Consider the following 16,161-nt stretch of genomic DNA (forward strand, 5'->3'; position numbering starts at 1 on the left):
TCAGGCCACCTTTTCCGCGACCCGCAGCGTGGCGCTGCGCGCCCGCGGGTTGCGGGCCAGTTCGTCGTCGCCGGCACGGACGCGGCCGATCAGCTTCATCTTCGGCTGCGGCAGCTGGTCGGCGCGCAGCGGCAGATTGCGCGGCGGCTGCGGTGGCGAAGCCTGGTCAGCCATGAAGCGCTTGACCATGCGGTCTTCCAGCGAGTGGAAGGAAATGACCGCCAGCCGCCCGCCGGGCTTCAGGGCCGCCAGTGCCTGCGGCAGCACTAGCGACAGCTCTTCAAGCTCCTGATTGATGAAAATCCGTAGAGCTTGAAAGCTGCGCGTCGCCGGATGCTGGCCCGCCTCGCGCGTGCGGACAGCGGACGCCACGATCGCGGCAAGCTGGGTTGTGCTGTCGACAGGCCGCTCGCTCCGAGCAGCAACAATCGCCTTTGCAATCGCTGAAGCAAACCGTTCTTCGCCATAGTCCCTGATGACCTCCCTGATGTGCGCTTCTTCGGCGCGTGCAAGCCACTGCGCCACCGTTTCACCCCGGCTGGTGTCCATGCGCATGTCCAGCGGTGCGTCCTGCCTGAAACTCATGCCGCGTGCCGCCTCGTCCAGCTGGGGCGAGGACACGCCGATGTCGAGCAGCACGCCATCCACGTCGTGCACGCCCAGTTGTTCGAGTACTGCCCCCATTTCCGCGAAGCGCGCGTGCACCAGCGTGAAGCGGGGGTCGGTGATGGCCTGACCGGCGGCGATCGCCGTCGGGTCGCGGTCGAGCGCGATCAGCCGCCCGTTCGGGCCCAGCCGTTCGAGCAGTGCGCGGCTGTGCCCGCCGCGACCGAAGGTGCCGTCCACGTAGACGCCCTCCGGGCGCACCGCCAGCGCATCCAGCGCTTCGGTGAGCAGAACCGGGATATGTGTCATGTCAGGCCCGCCCGGATGTCGGCTGTCGTGGGGCCGCGGTGCCGCGCAACGCAGTGCGGGACGACCACGCATCGACGGTCCGGTGCGCAGGGAAGGCGTGCAGGGCAGCCATCTTCAGAACCTGAACGAACCGGTGACTTCGGACGGCAGCGGCACCGCGCCTTCGCGAGCGTCGCGGGCGGCGGCTTCGGCGTTCCAGCGTGTTTCGTCCCACAACTCGAAACGGTTGCCGCGGCCGACCAGCATGACGCCTTTGGTCAGACCGGCGCGTTCGCGCAGATCGGCGCCGAGCAGCAGGCGGCCGGCGCGATCGATGGTTTCGTCGCGCGCATTGGCGGTGAAGCTGAGCTTGAAATCGTTGCTGGCCTGGTCGAGATCCGGCAGCTGGTCAAGACGGGCCAGCAGCGCTTCGAACTCGGGCAGCGGGTAGAGCAGGATGTGTTCGCGGGTGCGGGCGGTCATGACGACTTCGCCCTCGCACATGTCCATCAGCTTTTTGCGCGGACGAGCAGGGATGACGATGCGGTGCTTGTCATCCATGGTGAGTCGTGTCGTCCCGTAGAACATGCGCGTGCCCGGAAAGGCCTGGTCAGGAGCGGCGGACTGGAGCGGCGGTCAGAATCGTCTTTCCCACAATCACTCCACTTTTTATCCAATATTGCTCCACTTTAGCCATCGGCCGGCCCCCGGTCAATAGCCGTAACGCTGCAAATTCATTGCTGCAACAAGGACTTAGATGCGAATTTCGTCACGTATTGAAAATAAAAACCCTTTGTTTTTAATGGGATAGAAAATGAACTGAATGTGGGGTGTGAACAGAAGTGCGCGCCATGCGGCGGCGTGGCGCGAAGTGGGTGAAAGTGGAGCGCTTGTGCTGCGGAGGGGATGAAACGTGGGCGGTGCGGCGGGTCAGCGCCGTCAGGTCATCCGGCAGGGAGTGGAAGTCCGCCTGTAAGCCGGGTTCTGTTGTGCGCGAACGCACCGGCAACCATTCATCTGGGCGGCGTGTTGCCACGCCGCTCGAGCAGCCTACCCGGAAGCGACACGAGCCGCGTCATGGCTTCCCTATTTGGCCTTGCCCCGGATGGGGTTTTGCATGCCGCACGTGTTGCCACGTACGCGGTGGGCTCTTACCCGGCGTTGCCGCCCGCCCGAAGGCGCACCATTTCAACCTTGCCTGATCCTTGCGGCCATCGGCGGTATGTTTTCTGTTCCACTTTCCGTCGCCTTGGGCCGCGCTTTCGCGCGGCTTGCTGCGCCCGGCCGTTAGCCGGCATCCTGCTCTGCGGGGCCCGGACTTTCCTCCGCGCTTGCGCGCCGCGGTTGCCCGGCGGACTTCCGGCGTGGATTGTACCCCGCTCCGGACTCAAGAACCGGCCGCGCCGGCCGTTCAACCGGGATCGCCTTCCGTCCGCTTTCCCACGTCTTCCGCATGAATTCCGTTGTCCGGCTCGGTCGTCATTTCGCGCTGCACTGGCTGGCATGGCTGATGTCCGCTCTCGGGCTGGCTTTGCTGGTAGCCGATTTCGGCACGCTGTTCGGCGACACGCTGCACGAACGGGTGTCACGCACGGGCATCGCGCTGCAGCTGGTGCCGGTGCTGCTGCTGGGCGTGGTGCTGTGCGCGGTCGGCATCGCGCTCGACCGTGCGCGGCTGGATCTGGAGCGCGCACGGGCCGAACTCGAACGCGCCCAACTGCTGGGTCGCACCGGTACCTGGGCGCACGCGGACGGCCGTTTCGAATGGTCGCCGCGTGCGTTGTCCATCCTCGGCCTGCCGGCGGACGCGGCGTCCGATTTCGCCGCGCTGCTCGCTCATGTGGCGCCGGAAGACCGTGCCCGGCTGGAGCGCGCCTGGCGCACCGCGAATGCCGGCGCCCGCCACCGGGCGGAATTCAGCATGAACGACGGCGAGGGCGGGCAGCGCCGCCTGCTGTTCGAAGGCAGGCTGGAACAGATCGGTGACAGCGGTCCGCGGCTGGCCGGCATCGTTCAGGACACCAGCGAACAGTTCCGCATGGAAGGCGCGCTGCGCCGCGCCTCGCGCTACCAGCGTGCGCTGCTCGACAACTTTCCCTTCATGGTGTGGCTGAAAGACCGCAACCTGCGTTTCCTGGCGGTAAACCGGCCACTGGCTCAGGCAGGCGGTCTGGGCGATCCGGACGAAGCGTGCGGGCTCGGTGACGAAGACCTGTGGACGTCGGCTGACGCAGCGGCCTACCGCGCCGAGGACATGGAGGTGCTGGCCAGCCGTTCGCCGCACTATTCAGAAAAGCGGATCGGCGATGGCGAGCAGGCGCAGTGGTACGAATCGTGGTCCGCGCCGGTGCTGGACGATAACGGTGAGCTGCTGGGCACGGTGGGTTACACGCGTGACATCGGCGGGCGCAAGCGTGCGGAAGCCGCGCTTGCGCGCAGCCGTGACCGTTTCGCCGAGATCGGCCGGCTGCAGGCCCGTTTCATCGCCGGTGAGCCGGAAGACGGCCTGTACGCTTCTTTGCTCGATCTGGCCTGCGAACTGTCGGGCTGCTCCGACGGCTTTCTGGCCGAAGTGGCGCACGATGCGGGCGGTATCGCCCAGATCAACCTGCTGGCATGTCGCGATATCGACTGGCTGGGCGAGCGCGCCGACCTGATTGATGCCGCGCTGCGCGCCGACGCGGCGCCCAGTGTGTCGGGTCAGTTGGTGGCGGCGGGCGGGGATGGTCCGGGGGGACGCGGCCTGATCTGCATGGCAGTGAGTCGGGAATCGCGGCTGACCGGGCTGATCGGCTTGGGTGTGCCGGAAGGGCGGCTCGACGAACCGGTGCTGGCCGACCTGCAGGTGGCGGTCAGTTCGTTCAGCCTCATTCTTGAAGCCGGCCTGCGCGAGCGGGCGCGTCAGCGCACCGAAACCGATCTGGTGCGACACCGCGACCGGCTGACACAGATGGTTGAGCTGCAGCTGTCCGACAACCTGTCGGCGCAGCAGTCGGCCGAGCGTGCCCACACTGCCCGTAACGAATTCCTGGCCCGCGTTTCGCACGAGCTGCGCACGCCGATCCACGCCATTCTCGGTTTTTCCCGACTGGCGCTGCGCGACGCCGACCGTCTGCCGGATGGCACCCGCCACCGGCTGGACGCCATACGCCAGAACGGCGAGCGCCTGCTGGCGCGGGTCGATGATCTGCTCGACCTGTCGCGCCTGCAGTCAGGCGCGCTGGTACTGAACCGCAGCAGCTGCGATATCGCCGAAATCGTGTCCGATGCGGTGAGCGACCTGCGTGGCGCGGCGGTGGAGCGCCGGCTTGCGCTGCGGCTGGACGGCCCCGGCCAGCCGGTGCCGGGTGATGCCGATCGTGCCCGTCTGATGCAGGTGCTGGCGCGCATGCTGTCGCATGCGCTGCGTGCCACGCCCGAGGGCGGTGAAGTCGTGGTCACGGTGGCGGCGGAGAACAGCGATGGGCGTCGCGGTGCGCGAGTGAGCGTGGCCGACCAGGGCGGTGCCCTTGGTGAGGGCGGTCTGGAGCGTCTGTTCGATCCGTTCGAGCAGGTGGGCGCTTTCCGCGGCAATGGTCCGGACATCGGCCTGGGACTGGCGGTGTGCCGCGAAATCATGGCCCTGCACCAGGGCTGGGTACGCGCTGCCGAGGTCGCGCTGGCCGATGGCCGGGTGGCCGGCACCCGGCTCGACCTGTGGCTGCCGGCGCCGGTCGATATCGCGATTCCCGCCTAGCCCAGCAGCTGGCGCGCCGCGCGCTCGCCCCACCACGACGCTTCTTCGAACAGCGACAGGCCGCCGAGGTCGGCGTGCGCGTGCAGCACGCGGCCGCCGCGATCGCGCAGTGCGCGCGCCGGTGCGTCGAGGAAGCCGGGAGCGGGTATCGCCATGCCGTGGCCGCGCAGCACCAGCTCGGCGCGCCGCAGGCGGTTGTGCCAGCGGTGGTCGTAAGCGGCGTCCAGATCGGCCAGCGCGAATTCGAGCAGTTCCGCCTCGCTGGCCGAAGCCAGCCAGCGGCGCGCCTCGCCGGCATCACCCCAGCCGGCGCGATAGGCGGTGAATACGGTGGCCGCCGGCCGCGCCACCCGGGTGAGCTGGTGGGTGGCCACCACATAGCCCAGACCCTGGCCGCCGAGCACCACGTTGTCCCAGGCCAGATCGGCGCCCGGCCGCTCGTGCGGAAAGCCGTCCAGCAGCAGGTTGGCGACCAGCCAGGGGGCGGTTTCCGGCAGCGCCGTGCGCGGCAGTGCATCGGCCAGTGCGGGATCGATGTGCCGCGCCACGTGCAGCGGCATGGCGCAGATGACCCGGTCGGCCACCAGCGTCACGGTACGGTGGTCGGCGGTCTGCACCATGACCTCGACCGTGCTGCGCCGTTCGCTCAGCGCCACCGCGTGGCCGGACAGCGTGCGCACCGCCGCCACGCGCCGCAGGCCGGCGGTCAGCGCCGACAGGCCCTGCGGCCAGGTCATTACCGCGCCCGCCTCGGCATTGCGCGCGCGGCCGCGCCGGCAGCAGAAATAGTGCAGCCCGGCCCAGGCGGACACCGCGTCCGGTCGCGCACCGTAGTCGTCGCGCATCGCGTAGTCGATGTAGTGGCGCAGCGGCGGATGGGTGTGGCCGGCTTCTTCCAGCCAGCGGGCGAAGGTCTGGCGGTCGAGCGCGCGCAGCGTCGGGTCGCCTGAACTGGCGGCCAGCGGCAGCGCGAACGCCGGGCGGCCGTCGCCGCCGCGGCGGGCGGACCAGGCGGCCATGTCGGCATTGAAGCGGGCGGCGGCCGCGGCGTCTGCTGCGGTCGAGGTCGGCAGCAGGCCTTCGTGCCAGGTGTTGCCGGCCAGCGTGCGTTCGGCCGCCGGATGCACCAGCGCCTGTTCGTCGTACTCGGGGGCGTCGTCGCGCAGGCCTCCGGTGAGCACGCCGAGGTCGGCCAGCAGTTCGCGCACGTGCACCAGGCCCGGATCGGGCAGCGGCAGGTAGTGAGCGCCGCGCGGGCAGGCAATGCCGCCGAGCATGCTGCCGGCGGCATTGCCATCCGGCTCCGGGCCGTCGACCAGCAGGACGTCGCGCCGGCCCTCGCGCGCCAGCCGCCAGGCGGCGGTCAGACCCGCCACGCCGGAGCCGAGGATGGCCACACCGCAGCGCAGTTCGCCCGAGGGCGGCGGAAGGGCCGCCGCCTCGCGCAGCGCATGGCCCTCGCGCAGTCCCGGTCGCAGCACGGTGACGAGCGGTGCGGCCGGCGTGCAGCCGGCCAGCCAGGGCAGGGCGGCCAGCGCGCCGGTGCCGGCGATGAAGTCGCGGCGCTTCATCGCATCTGCCGCGACCAGTCTTCTTCGAAGTAATGCACCAGCATCTGCGTGTTCAGCCGGTTTGGCTCGACTGCGGGTGCACGCATGTCCGGCGGGAAGTCGAACATCTGCGCCACCGTGCGCGCGTCGAGATGGCGCAGGCCGGCGGGCAGTGCGGACGGTGGCCGGTAACCGGCTTCGCGTGCGGCGATCAGGAAGCCCCAGTCGCCGAAGCTGGGCACGCTGGCGTGATAGGGCGCGGTGTGCAGGCCGGCTTCGCGCAGCGTGGCGTCCACGCACCAGTAGGCGCGCGGTGCGTACCAGGGTGAGGTGGACTGCACGACGATGAGGCCGCCGGGCGCCAGATGGCGCGCCATCAGCCGGTACATCGGCACCGCGTACAGCTTGCCCAGCGCGTAGTGCGACGGGTCCGGGAAGTCGGCGACGATGAGGTCCCAGCCCGGCCCTTCCGCCGTTTCCAGCCATTGCGCCGCGTCCGCGTTCACAGTGGTGACCCGCGGATCGCGCAGCGCGTGGGCGTTGAGCGCAGCCAGATCGTCGGTGTCGCGGAACAGCCGGGTCATCGCCGGGTCGAGTTCGACCAGCGTCACCCGTTCGACCTGCGGGTATTTCAGCACTTCGCGCACCGCCAGCCCGTCGCCGCCGCCCAGCACCAGCACCCGCCTTGCCTGCGGCAGCGCGGCCAGCGCCGGATGCACCAGCGCTTCGTGATAGCGGTGCTCGTCGCGGGTCGAGAACTGCAGATTGCCGTTCAGATAGAGCCGGGTGTCGTCCTGCCAGCGGGTGAGTACGATGCGCTGGAAAGGCGTCGTTTCGCGATGCACCACGCTGTCGCCGTACAGACCGGCTTCGGCCGCGTCGGTCAGTTTCTGCGCCCAGGCCAGCGCCGCCAGCAGCACCGCCAGCACCAGCAGGCCGCGCAGCTTCAGTGCGCGTGCCTGCGGCAGTTCGGCCCGGTAACGATGGGTGAGCCAGAGGCCGATGCCGGCATTGAGCAGGCCGAACACCACCGCGGTACGCGCCAGCCCGAGCAGCGGTGCGAACACCAGCGGAAACAGCAGCGATACCGCCAGCGCCCCGAGGTAATCAAAGGTGAGCACCCGGCTCACCAGGGCTTCGAAAGCCTGCTTGCGCTGGTGAAGCAGGCGCATCACCAGCGGGATTTCCATGCCCACCAGCACGCCGATCAGCAGTACCAGCGCGTACAGCGACACGCGGAACGGCGAACCCGCCCAGGCGTAAATCAGGAACAGCGCGCAGGCCGACAGGCCGCCGAGCAGGCCCACCATCAGTTCGATGTCGATGAAGCGGGCCAGCAGCGCCTTCTCGTCGACATACTTCGACAGGTGGGAGCCCACGCCCATCGCGAACAGATAGGTGCCGATGATGGTGGAAAAGCGCAGCACCGATTCGCCCAGCAGATAGCTGGCGAGCGCACCGGCGATCAGTTCGTAGGCCAGGCCGCAGGAGGCGACCACGAATACCGCGACAATGAGTCCCGGGTGGTGCGTGCCGGCATCCGTGCCGGGCGTCGCGCTGTCATGCAGATCGGGTGTGGAGCGGGATTGCGGCGGCATGGGGCAGCGGCTAGAGTGCGTGCGCACAGACCACAGAGAAGGTTGGAGACGCGCAATCATGCCGCAACTGCCGCTGGACCAGTTCTACCTCTATCTGAAGCATCTGCTGTCCGGTCTGGTCATGGTGACGGCATTCGCCGCGGTCTATGTGCGGGTCACGCCCTTCCACGAACTGCCGCTGATCCGCCGCGGCTGCACCGCCGCCGCGCTGTCGCTGGCCGGTGCCATCGCTGGCTTCTCGCTGACCGTGGCGTCCAGCATCCTGCATAACGACCATTACCTGATGTTCATCGTCTGGGGCACGCTGTCGGCGGTGGTGCAGATGGGGGCCTATCTGCTGATCGAGCGCAGCCTGCCGGAAATGAAGGCGGCGATCGAGGCGAACAATATTGCGATGGGCGCGCTGATGGGCACCGTGTCGCTGGTGGTCGGCGTGGTCAACGCCGCCTGTCTTTCCTGAAGGAGTCTGCAATGGGTATCGGTGATTTCATCAAGAAGCAGTTCATCGACGTACTGCAGTGGAACGAGGACGGCGACGGCGTGCTGGCCTGGCGCTACCCGATGCAGGACTTCGAAATCCAGTACGGCGCGAAGCTCACCGTGCGCGAATCGCAGATGGCGGTGTTCGTCAATGAAGGCAAGGTGGCCGACGTGTTCGGCCCCGGCCTGCACACGCTGAACACGAACACCCTGCCGGTGCTCACCTACCTGCAGAACTGGGACAAGCTGTTCCAGTCGCCCTTCAAGAGCGACGTCTATTTCTTCAGCACCCGGCTGCAGCTGGGCCGCAAGTGGGGCACGCCGCAACCGGTGACGGTGCGCGACAAGGATTTCGGCATGGTGCGGCTGCGCGCCTTCGGCATGTATTCGTACAAGCTGGCCGACCCGAAGAAGTTCTTCACCGAAATTAGCGGCACGCGCGACACCTACACGGTCGACGACCTCGAAATGCAGCTGCGCAATCTGGTCGTGTCGACCATGAGCAGCACGCTGGGCAATTCGGCCGCGCCCTTCCTCGACATGGCGGCCAATCTGGGCGTGATGTCGGACGCGGTGAAGACCGCGATGACGCCGGTGTTCGAGCGCTATGGCGTGGCGATCGACAATTTCGCGGTCGAAAGCATTTCGCTGCCGGAAGAACTGCAGAAGGCGCTCGACACCCGCATCTCGATGGGCATGGTCGGCAATATGGCCACCTATACCCAGTACCAGACCGCGAATGCGATTCCGCTCGCCGCGCAGAACGAGGGCGGGCTGGCCGGCGTCGGCGCCAGTCTGGGCGCCGGCCTGACCATGGGGCAGGTGATGACCGAGGCGATGCGTGCGGCTCAGGCCGGCACGCCGGCTGCAGCACCCGCTGCTGCCCCGGCCGTCGACAGCCCCGAGGCCCGGCTGGGCAAGCTGAAGTCGCTGCTCGACGGCGGCCTCATCACCCAGGCCGACTATGACGCGGCCAAGGCGGACGTGATCAAGCAGATCACCGGCATTTGATCTTCCAGCCTCAGCGCATTCGAACAGCCTATGAAAAAGTTGCTGATTGCAGGCGTGCTTGTCGGCCTGGCGTGGCATGGATACGGGAAGTACGTCGCGAATTCGACATATCGAGGCGAACCGTCCGAAATGTCTGCCGTTGCACAGGAAGAGGCCGTCTCCGTGTCTTTCAAGTGCGACGGCCGGACCCATTGTTCTCAAATGACATCCTGTGCCGAGGCGACCTATTTCCTCCGGAATTGTCCGGGCACGCAGATGGATGGAAACAACGACGGCGTTCCGTGCGAGAAGCAGTGGTGCCGCTGACACACGTCCTGATCAGTGAAATTCGCTCAGTGCATGCTTTGATGCAGGCGGAACGGTGATGTATCAGGCGGCCTGCCCCGGCTGCGGGGCGCCGGTCGAATTCCGTTCGGCCGCGTCACGCATGGCGGTGTGCGGCTACTGCCGCACCACGCTGCTGCGCGACGCCGACGCGGTACGCGACATCGGCAAGCAGGCGGCGCTGATCGAGGACCACTCGCCGGTACAGATCATGACCGCCGGCCAGTACGCCGGTCAGGGCTTCACCGTGGTCGGCCGCATCCAGCTGCGCTACGAACACGGCGTGTGGAACGAGTGGTATCTGCTGTTCGACGACGGCAGCGGCGGCTGGCTGGGCGATTTCGCCGGTCAGTTCGTGCTGACCCGGCCAGACGGCGACGCGGTCGGCCCGCCGCTGTTCGACAAGGTCGAGCCGGGCAACCGCTGGTCGCTCGGCGGCACCTTCTGGCACGCGGCCGACATCCGCAAGGCGGAATGTGTCGCCGCCGAGGGCGAACTGCCGTTTCCGGTCGATGCGCGCTGGGTGGCACGGGTGATCGACTACCGCCACCGCGACGAATTCCTGACGCTGGACTATTCTGACCTGCCGCCGGTCTGTTACCGCGGGCGCGCCGTGTCGCTGGCCGGCCTGTACGCCCAGCGCCTGCGCGACGCGGACGACGTGGCTGCGCGCGCCGGGCGGCTGAAGGGCGGCGTGGGCACGCTGATCTGCCCGGCCTGTGGCGCGTCCGCCGCGGTGGTGCCCGGCGCCACCCAGCATCTGACCTGCCCGTCCTGCCGATCGCAGATTTCGCTGGCGGCCGGTCAGGCCGAAGTGGTGAGCCGGCAGGCGGTGGACGATCGCGCGGTCGGCGCCACGCTGCAGGCGGGCGAAACGCTCACCATCGAAGGTCTGGCCTGGCGGGTGATGGGCTGGTTGCGCTGCGGCGTGCCGGCCGACGCCTCCGAACCCGAGTGGTTCGAATACCTGCTGTACGCACCGCAGGCCGGGTTCTCCTGGCTGGTGGAAACCCGTCAGGGCTGGCAGCGCGCCCGCGTGCTGGATGCCTGGCCGGAGAGCCACACAGCCACTGCGGCGACGCTGGCCGGCAAGGCCTTTGTGCGTCGCTACATCTATGTGGCGGAGGTGCGTCAGGTGGTGGGCGCCTTTCCGTGGCAGGCGCGTGCCGGCGACCGCACCGAGATCGGTGAGTATGTGCAGGGCGACCGGGTGCTCAATCTGGAGCGCAGTGAGCACGAGATGGGCTGGTCGCTGGCCGAACCGGTGCCGCTCGACCTGGTGGCCAGCTGGGCGGGGCGCAGGCTGGCATCCATCGCACCGGCGCCCGCCGGCCTGCGCATCGACAAGCCTATGCTGCTCGATGCGGCGGGCAAGGCCACGCTGAAGCCGCTGGCCTGGGTCTTTACCGGTCTGATCGGGGTGCTGAATCTGCGCTACATCCTGCCCTTCAACGTCGATGCGCTGGTGGTGACCGGCATTGCGCTCTACCTGCTGTGGCTGCCGCTGAACGTGAAGGAGTCCGACTGACCATGCGGGTGTTCTACGGCATCTACGCCCTGGTGCTGCTGCTGATCAGCCTTGCCATCAATGCCGACGACGATGGCGGCGGACGTTCGCGTTCCTACTCGTCCGGCTCCGGTTCCGGTTCGTCCTGGGGTTCGGGCCACAAATGACGCTGCCGCCGCAGGGCCACCATGTGCTGCTTGACCTGTACGGCATCGAGCCTGCGCCGCTGGCCGATCTTGCGCTGATCGAGGCGACGCTGACCGAGGCCGCGCGCATGGCCGGTGCCCGCGTGCTCGGTACGCAGCTGCATCCGTTCGGCCCCGGTCAGGGCGTGACCGGTGTGCTGCTGCTGGCCGAATCGCACATCAGCATCCACACCTGGCCGGAACACGGCTACGCCGCGGTGGATGTGTTCATGTGCGGCGACGCCGAGGCGATGACCGCCGCTACGCTGATCGGCGAACGCCTGCGTGCCGGGCGCATCGAGGTGCGCGAATGCGCGCGCGGCCTGCGCAGCGAGCCGGGCCGGGTCTGAGCGCAGCCGGTTTCCGGTCGGCCGCCCTGACCGGGTACACTGTCGGGCTGGCTTATAGACAAGGCCCTGCCTCATGCTCAGACTGACCGAAATCAAGCTTCCGCTCGACCATCCGGAAGCGGCCCTGCGTGCCGCCGTGCTCGAACGGCTGCGCATTCCCGACGCCGACCTGTTGGCCCTCCACGTGTTCCGCCGTGGCTACGACGCCCGCCGCCGCTCGGCCATCCACCTGATCTACACGCTGGACGTCGAACTGCGCGACGAGGCGGCGGTGCTGAAGGCGCACAAGCCGTCGCCGCAGCTGCAGCCGACGCCGGACACCGCCTATCGATTCGTCGCGCGTGCGCCGGACGGGCTCGCGAGCCGGCCGGTGGTGATCGGCATGGGCCCCTGCGGTTTCATGGCGGCGCTGCTGTTGGCGCAGATGGGTTTCCGTCCCATCGTGCTGGAGCGCGGACGCGCGGTGCGCGAACGCACGCAGGACACCTGGGGCCTGTGGCGCAAGCGGGTGCTCGATCCGGAATCGAACGTGCAGTTCGGCGAAGGTGGCGCCGGCACCTTTTCCGACGGCAAGCTGTACAGCCAGATCAAGGACCCGAAGCACTACGGCCGCAAGGTGCTGAACGAATTCGTGAAGGCCGGCGCACCGGAAGAAATCCTGTACGTGAGCAAGCCGCACGTCGGCACCTTCCGGCTGGTCGGCATGGTCGAGAAGATACGCGCCGAGATCGAATCTCTGGGCGGCGAAATCCGCTTCCAGGCACGGGTCGAGGACATCGTGATCGAGGATGGCGCGGTGCGTGGAGTGAAGCTGGCCGACGGCACCGAAATCGTCACCGACCACGTGGTGCTGGCCATCGGTCACAGCGCGCGCGACACCTTCCGCATGCTGCATGAGCGCGGCGTGTACATCGAAGCCAAGCCGTTTTCGGTCGGCTTCCGGGTGGAACATCCGCAGAGCCTGATCGACCGCGCGCGCTTCGGCGACTTCGCCGGTCACCCGGTGCTGGGTGCGGCCGACTACAAGCTGGTGCATCACGCGAAGAACGGCCGCTCGGTCTACAGCTTCTGCATGTGCCCGGGCGGCACCGTGGTGGCCGCGACCTCGGAAGAGGGCCGCGTGGTGACCAACGGCATGAGCCAGTACTCGCGCAACGAACGCAACGCGAACGCCGGCATCGTGGTCGGCATTTCGCCGGAACAGGATTACCCGGGTCATCCGCTGGCCGGCATCGACCTGCAGCGCACGCTGGAATCGCGCGCGTTCGAACTGGGCGGCGGCGACTACAACGCGCCGGGCCAGCTGGTGGGCGATTTTGTCGCCGGCCGGCCGTCGAAGGCGCTGGGCGAGGTGGAGCCGAGCTACAAGCCGGGCGTGACGCTGGGCAGTCTGGCGACGGCCCTGCCCGAGTATGCGATTACCGCGATGCGCGAGGCCTTCCCCGCCTTCGACCGTCAGATCAAGGGCTTTGGTCGGCACGACGCGGTGCTCACCGGTGTGGAAACGCGCACCTCGTCGCCGATCCGCATCAAGCGCGATCCGCACAGCTATCAGAGCCTGAACACGCGCGGCCTTTACCCGGCAGGCGAGGGCGCGGGCTACGCCGGCGGCATCCTGTCGGCGGCGGTCGATGGCATCGAGGTGGCCGAGGCGGTGGCGCTGAGCATGGTGTCGTCGCGCTGACCGGCGCAGGCCATCGAGCTTCGTGGGAGCGGCGCCCCCGCCGCGATGGGGCGCCGGCACACCGCGTCCGCTTGCGCCGCCGTGATCGCCGCGCCCCGCTCAAGCGGCCGGCGGCGATTCAGCGACCGTGTTCGAAGAAGTGGAGCAGCCGCTGCGGCAGCCAGTCCAGATGGCCGCCGGGGGCGCCGCTGACATAGCCGACATGCCCCCCCTGTGCGGTGTAGTCCGGCTTCACGTCGGACGACAGCTGATCCGGCGTGGCCAGCGACCACGCAGGCACCATGGGGTCGTTCAGCGCCTGCAGCAGCAGCAGCGGCGTGCGCACCGATTTCAGCAGCGGTTTCGAGGCGCAGCGCGTCCAGTAATCGTCGGCATCGCGGAAACCATGCACCCGCGAGGTGAAGGCATCGTCGAAGCCGCGGATGGAGGAGCAGTGCGCAATGGTCGCGGCGTCCACCTGACCGGGAAAGCGCCGCGCCTTGTCCAGCGTGCGTGGCTTCATCGTGCGCAGGAAGTACTGGGCATAGACCCGGTTGAAGCCGCGGTCCAGCGCGCGGCCTGACACGCCGAGGTCAACCGGCGCGCAGACCGAGGCCGCGGCCGCCAGCCAGCGCGAGGCCGCCTGGCCCTGTTCGCCCAGCCACTTGCACAGCACGTTGCCGCCCAGCGACACACCGACCGCGTACAGCGGCGCACCGTCTGCCCGCGCATGCAGCCGCGGCAGCAGCCATTCGAGTTCGGCGCTGTCGCCCGAGTGATAGGCGCGCAGCAGGCGGTTCGATTCGCCGGAACAGCCGCGCGCATGCACCACCACGCCATTCCAGCCGCGTGCGGCCAGCGCATGCATCAGCGCCTTGGCGTAATGGCTGCCGGAACTGCCTTCCAGCCCGTGGAACAGAACGACCAGCGGCTGCCGCACGCGCAGCGGTAGCCAGTCGAGGTCGAGGAAGTCGCCGTCCGGCGTGTCGATGCGCTCGCGACTCAGCGCCGGGCGGGCCAGCGGAATGAAGCGCGGCCAGATGGTCTGCGCGTGGCCGCCGGGCAGCCAGGGCGCCGGACGGTAGGGCTGGACCATTTCAGTGCAGGATTTTCGGCAGGTCGGGACCGTCCTGCTCGGCCGGCAGCGGCGAGGCGTGGTGCAGCACCATGTGCCAGCCCAGCGGGCCGCGTACATAGACGTTGGTCACCACCAGCACCGGTCGCGGTGTGCGGTCGCCCGGGGCGGACAGGGTTTCGTGCACGCTGTGTATCGCCTGCAGCGCGCCCTGCGTGACCAGTGCGTGGCTGATGCGTACATCGGCGTGCGGGCCGGCGAACATGCGGCGCCAGGCTTCGCGTACCGCTTCGTAGCCGCTGGCGCGCGGGCAGCCGGCAAGGATGCACATGATGTCGTCCTCGTCCGCCCATACCGCCATCAGGCCCTCTATGTCGCCCCGGTTGCGAGCGTCATAGAAGGCGGTTTCCGCCTCCTGCGGCGAGGCGAAAAAGGTCTTGCGCTGGCTTTCCATGCCGCGCCGCTCAGTGGCCGGCGATGGCCGGGCCGTGGTAGCTGTAGCGGGTGCCGCAGTAGGGGCAGGCGGCCTGTCCGGTCTTGGTCACGTCGAGAAAGACGCGCGGGTGGCGCGCCCACAGCGGTGCGCCGGGCAGCGGGCAATGCAGCGGAAGGTCGTTCGCGCTGACTTCGATCTCGCGTGCGTGGTCGCGGCTGGAATCGTTACCGGCTTGGGTCATGGTGTGCTCCGGACAGAAAGGTGCGCGGACCGGCCGCGCACGGAATCAGGGATGTGTGCGGCGCGTGCGCCGCGCACAGCTCGGATGGGTCTCAGCGGATCGTGTTCGGCGGATCTGCCTCAGATCCGCGTGAGCCAGTGGTGATATTCCGGCGCGCGACCGTTCACCGCATCGAAGAAGCGGGCCTGGATCTTTTCAGTGATCGGGCCGCGGCTGCCGGTACCGATCAGGCGGCCGTCCAGTTCGCGGATCGGCGTCACTTCGGCCGCGGTGCCGGTGAAGAAGGCTTCGTCCGCGGTGTAGATGTCGTCGCGGGTGAGGCGCTTGGACACCACGGTGTAGCCCAGTTCGGCGGCGATGTCGATCACCGAGGCGCGGGTGATGCCCACCAGCGCGGAGGCGATTTCCGGTTCGTAGATCTTGTTGTCCTTGATCACGAACAGGTTCTCGCCGGCGCCTTCGGCCACGAAGCCATCGACGTCCAGCAGCAGCGCCTCGTCGTAGCCCTGTTCGGTCGCTTCCATGTTCGCCAGGATGGAGTTGGCGTAGGTGCCCGAGTACTTGGCACGACACATGGACACGTTCACATGGTGGCGCGAGTAGGACGAGGTTTTCACGCGGATGCCGCGCTTCAGGCCGTCCTCGCCGAGGTAGGCGCCCCAGGGCCAGGCGGCGATGGCGACATGCACCGACGCGCCGCGGGTCGAGATGCCCATCTTTTCCGAGCCGAAGAAGGCGATCGGGCGCAGGTAGCAGGATTCCAGCTTGTTGGCGCGCACCACTTCGAGTTGCGCTTCCATCAGTTCTTCGCGGCCGTACGGCATCTTCATCATGTAGATGTGCGCCGAGTTGAACAGCCGGTCGGTGTGTTCCTTGAGGCGGAAGATGGCGGTGCCGATCTCGGTGTTGTAGGCACGCACACCTTCGAAGACGGCCAGACCGTAATGCAGCGAATGCGTCAGTACGTGCGTGGTGGCCTCGCGCCAGGGCACCAGCTTGCCGTCGTACCAGATAAAACCGTCGCGGTCGGCCATCGACATGGGAAACACTCCAGAGATTGCGGTAAACCCGTGATTTTAGCCGAAGCCGGCCCTCCGGCGGCGGCTGCCGT

General features: G+C 68.0%; 16 protein-coding genes and 1 other RNA gene. 8 read left to right on the plus strand and 9 right to left on the minus strand.

The genetic code is table 11. From position 1 onward, the window contains the following. The 3 genes from rsmH to rnpB all read right to left on the minus strand — a co-directional run bounded on the left by rsmH (position 1) and on the right by rnpB (position 2,254). Positions 1 to 915 (minus strand): 16S rRNA (cytosine(1402)-N(4))-methyltransferase RsmH, encoded by a 915-nt coding sequence (gene rsmH, locus METUNV2_RS0104835; RefSeq protein WP_018228367.1) that lies wholly within the window; start codon positions 913 to 915, stop codon positions 1 to 3. A 114-nt stretch (positions 916 to 1,029) separates the two neighbouring features. Then, positions 1,030 to 1,482 carry a division/cell wall cluster transcriptional repressor MraZ gene (gene mraZ / locus METUNV2_RS0104840; protein WP_026187872.1) on the minus strand — a complete coding sequence of 151 codons (453 nt, stop codon included), beginning with the start codon at positions 1,480 to 1,482 and terminating at the stop codon, positions 1,030 to 1,032. A gap of 369 nt (positions 1,483 to 1,851) precedes the next feature. After that, positions 1,852 to 2,254, minus strand: an RNA gene (rnpB, locus tag METUNV2_RS19415) — RNase P RNA component class A. Between the two features lie 93 nt (positions 2,255 to 2,347). Between rnpB and METUNV2_RS0104845 the strand changes: the two genes are divergently transcribed. After that, complete coding sequence (locus METUNV2_RS0104845; protein ID WP_018228369.1) at positions 2,348 to 4,630, plus strand: sensor histidine kinase; 2,283 nt, start codon at positions 2,348 to 2,350, stop codon at positions 4,628 to 4,630. On the opposite strand, the gene METUNV2_RS0104850 is transcribed toward METUNV2_RS0104845, so the two are convergent. Both METUNV2_RS0104850 and METUNV2_RS0104855 read right to left on the minus strand, forming a co-directional pair. Next, on the minus strand, positions 4,627 to 6,201 hold the full coding sequence (locus METUNV2_RS0104850; protein WP_018228370.1) for an NAD(P)/FAD-dependent oxidoreductase: 1,575 nt from the start codon (positions 6,199 to 6,201) through the stop codon (positions 4,627 to 4,629). The two genes, METUNV2_RS0104845 and METUNV2_RS0104850, sit on opposite strands and share 4 nt — an antisense overlap. After that, a complete protein-coding gene (locus METUNV2_RS0104855; RefSeq protein ID WP_018228371.1) occupies positions 6,198 to 7,778 on the minus strand; it encodes a polyamine aminopropyltransferase in 1,581 nt (526 codons plus the stop codon). The genes METUNV2_RS0104850 and METUNV2_RS0104855 overlap by 4 nt, the downstream gene beginning before the upstream one ends. 58 nt (positions 7,779 to 7,836) lie before the next feature. On the opposite strand from METUNV2_RS0104855, the gene METUNV2_RS0104860 reads away from it, so the two are divergent. The 7 genes from METUNV2_RS0104860 to METUNV2_RS0104890 all read left to right on the plus strand — a co-directional run bounded on the left by METUNV2_RS0104860 (position 7,837) and on the right by METUNV2_RS0104890 (position 13,319). After that, the gene (locus METUNV2_RS0104860; RefSeq protein WP_018228372.1) at positions 7,837 to 8,238 is read left to right on the plus strand and encodes a DUF350 domain-containing protein; all 402 of its coding nucleotides are present in this window, start codon (positions 7,837 to 7,839) and stop codon (positions 8,236 to 8,238) included. Positions 8,239 to 8,249: 11 nt separating this feature from the next. Next, on the plus strand, positions 8,250 to 9,269 hold the full coding sequence (locus METUNV2_RS0104865; RefSeq protein WP_018228373.1) for an SPFH domain-containing protein: 1,020 nt from the start codon (positions 8,250 to 8,252) through the stop codon (positions 9,267 to 9,269). Positions 9,270 to 9,398: 129 nt separating this feature from the next. Further along, positions 9,399 to 9,575, plus strand: coding sequence for an excalibur calcium-binding domain-containing protein (locus tag METUNV2_RS20265; RefSeq protein ID WP_332309787.1), 177 nt, complete (start codon positions 9,399 to 9,401; stop codon positions 9,573 to 9,575). Between the two features lie 58 nt (positions 9,576 to 9,633). Next, on the plus strand, positions 9,634 to 11,121 hold the full coding sequence (locus METUNV2_RS0104875) for a DUF4178 domain-containing protein (RefSeq protein ID WP_018228374.1): 1,488 nt from the start codon (positions 9,634 to 9,636) through the stop codon (positions 11,119 to 11,121). Positions 11,122 to 11,123: 2 nt separating this feature from the next. Next, positions 11,124 to 11,267 (plus strand): hypothetical protein, encoded by a 144-nt coding sequence (locus METUNV2_RS19970; RefSeq protein WP_018228375.1) that lies wholly within the window; start codon positions 11,124 to 11,126, stop codon positions 11,265 to 11,267. Next, the gene (gene speD, locus METUNV2_RS0104885) at positions 11,264 to 11,635 is read left to right on the plus strand and encodes an adenosylmethionine decarboxylase (protein ID WP_018228376.1); all 372 of its coding nucleotides are present in this window, start codon (positions 11,264 to 11,266) and stop codon (positions 11,633 to 11,635) included. Before METUNV2_RS19970 ends, speD begins: the two co-directional genes overlap by 4 nt. 73 nt (positions 11,636 to 11,708) lie before the next feature. Beyond that, positions 11,709 to 13,319 (plus strand): NAD(P)/FAD-dependent oxidoreductase, encoded by a 1,611-nt coding sequence (locus METUNV2_RS0104890; RefSeq protein ID WP_018228377.1) that lies wholly within the window; start codon positions 11,709 to 11,711, stop codon positions 13,317 to 13,319. A 118-nt stretch (positions 13,320 to 13,437) separates the two neighbouring features. Here the strand turns inward: METUNV2_RS0104890 and METUNV2_RS0104895 are convergent, their stop codons facing one another. The 4 genes from METUNV2_RS0104895 to METUNV2_RS0104910 all read right to left on the minus strand — a co-directional run bounded on the left by METUNV2_RS0104895 (position 13,438) and on the right by METUNV2_RS0104910 (position 16,090). Beyond that, positions 13,438 to 14,394, minus strand: coding sequence for a hydrolase (locus tag METUNV2_RS0104895; RefSeq protein ID WP_018228378.1), 957 nt, complete (start codon positions 14,392 to 14,394; stop codon positions 13,438 to 13,440). A gap of 1 nt (position 14,395) precedes the next feature. After that, positions 14,396 to 14,827: a YybH family protein gene (locus METUNV2_RS0104900; protein WP_018228379.1), complete on the minus strand. Its 432-nt coding sequence runs from the start codon at positions 14,825 to 14,827 to the stop codon at positions 14,396 to 14,398. A 10-nt stretch (positions 14,828 to 14,837) separates the two neighbouring features. Further along, positions 14,838 to 15,050, minus strand: coding sequence for a zinc-finger domain-containing protein (locus tag METUNV2_RS0104905; RefSeq protein ID WP_018228380.1), 213 nt, complete (start codon positions 15,048 to 15,050; stop codon positions 14,838 to 14,840). Between the two features lie 119 nt (positions 15,051 to 15,169). Further along, the gene (locus METUNV2_RS0104910) at positions 15,170 to 16,090 is read right to left on the minus strand and encodes a branched-chain amino acid transaminase (RefSeq protein ID WP_018228381.1); all 921 of its coding nucleotides are present in this window, start codon (positions 16,088 to 16,090) and stop codon (positions 15,170 to 15,172) included. Positions 16,091 to 16,161: the final 71 nt, after the last annotated feature.

The organism is Methyloversatilis universalis EHg5 (genome assembly GCF_000378945.1).
GTDB classification, from domain to species: Bacteria; Pseudomonadota; Gammaproteobacteria; order Burkholderiales; family Rhodocyclaceae; genus Methyloversatilis; species Methyloversatilis universalis_A.

Bases quoted from the DNA above. Each gene is read 5' to 3' on its own strand.
- METUNV2_RS19970 (WP_018228375.1), top strand. From the start codon at position 11,124: ATGCGGGTGTTCTACGGCATCTACGCCCTGGTGCTGCTGCTGATCAGC.
- METUNV2_RS0104890 (WP_018228377.1), top strand. From the start codon at position 11,709: ATGCTCAGACTGACCGAAATCAAGCTTCCGCTCGACCATCCGGAAGCG.
- METUNV2_RS0104855 (WP_018228371.1), bottom strand. From the start codon at position 7,778: ATGCCGCCGCAATCCCGCTCCACACCCGATCTGCATGACAGCGCGACG.
- speD (WP_018228376.1), top strand. From the start codon at position 11,264: ATGACGCTGCCGCCGCAGGGCCACCATGTGCTGCTTGACCTGTACGGC.
- METUNV2_RS0104900 (WP_018228379.1), bottom strand. From the start codon at position 14,827: ATGGAAAGCCAGCGCAAGACCTTTTTCGCCTCGCCGCAGGAGGCGGAA.
- METUNV2_RS0104910 (WP_018228381.1), bottom strand. From the start codon at position 16,090: ATGTCGATGGCCGACCGCGACGGTTTTATCTGGTACGACGGCAAGCTG.
- METUNV2_RS0104850 (WP_018228370.1), bottom strand. From the start codon at position 6,201: ATGAAGCGCCGCGACTTCATCGCCGGCACCGGCGCGCTGGCCGCCCTG.
- METUNV2_RS0104865 (WP_018228373.1), top strand. From the start codon at position 8,250: ATGGGTATCGGTGATTTCATCAAGAAGCAGTTCATCGACGTACTGCAG.
- rsmH (WP_018228367.1), bottom strand. From the start codon at position 915: ATGACACATATCCCGGTTCTGCTCACCGAAGCGCTGGATGCGCTGGCG.
- mraZ (WP_026187872.1), bottom strand. From the start codon at position 1,482: ATGTTCTACGGGACGACACGACTCACCATGGATGACAAGCACCGCATC.
- METUNV2_RS0104895 (WP_018228378.1), bottom strand. From the start codon at position 14,394: ATGGTCCAGCCCTACCGTCCGGCGCCCTGGCTGCCCGGCGGCCACGCG.
- METUNV2_RS20265 (WP_332309787.1), top strand. From the start codon at position 9,399: ATGTCTGCCGTTGCACAGGAAGAGGCCGTCTCCGTGTCTTTCAAGTGC.
- METUNV2_RS0104905 (WP_018228380.1), bottom strand. From the start codon at position 15,050: ATGACCCAAGCCGGTAACGATTCCAGCCGCGACCACGCACGCGAGATC.
- METUNV2_RS0104875 (WP_018228374.1), top strand. From the start codon at position 9,634: ATGTATCAGGCGGCCTGCCCCGGCTGCGGGGCGCCGGTCGAATTCCGT.
- METUNV2_RS0104860 (WP_018228372.1), top strand. From the start codon at position 7,837: ATGCCGCAACTGCCGCTGGACCAGTTCTACCTCTATCTGAAGCATCTG.
- METUNV2_RS0104845 (WP_018228369.1), top strand. From the start codon at position 2,348: ATGAATTCCGTTGTCCGGCTCGGTCGTCATTTCGCGCTGCACTGGCTG.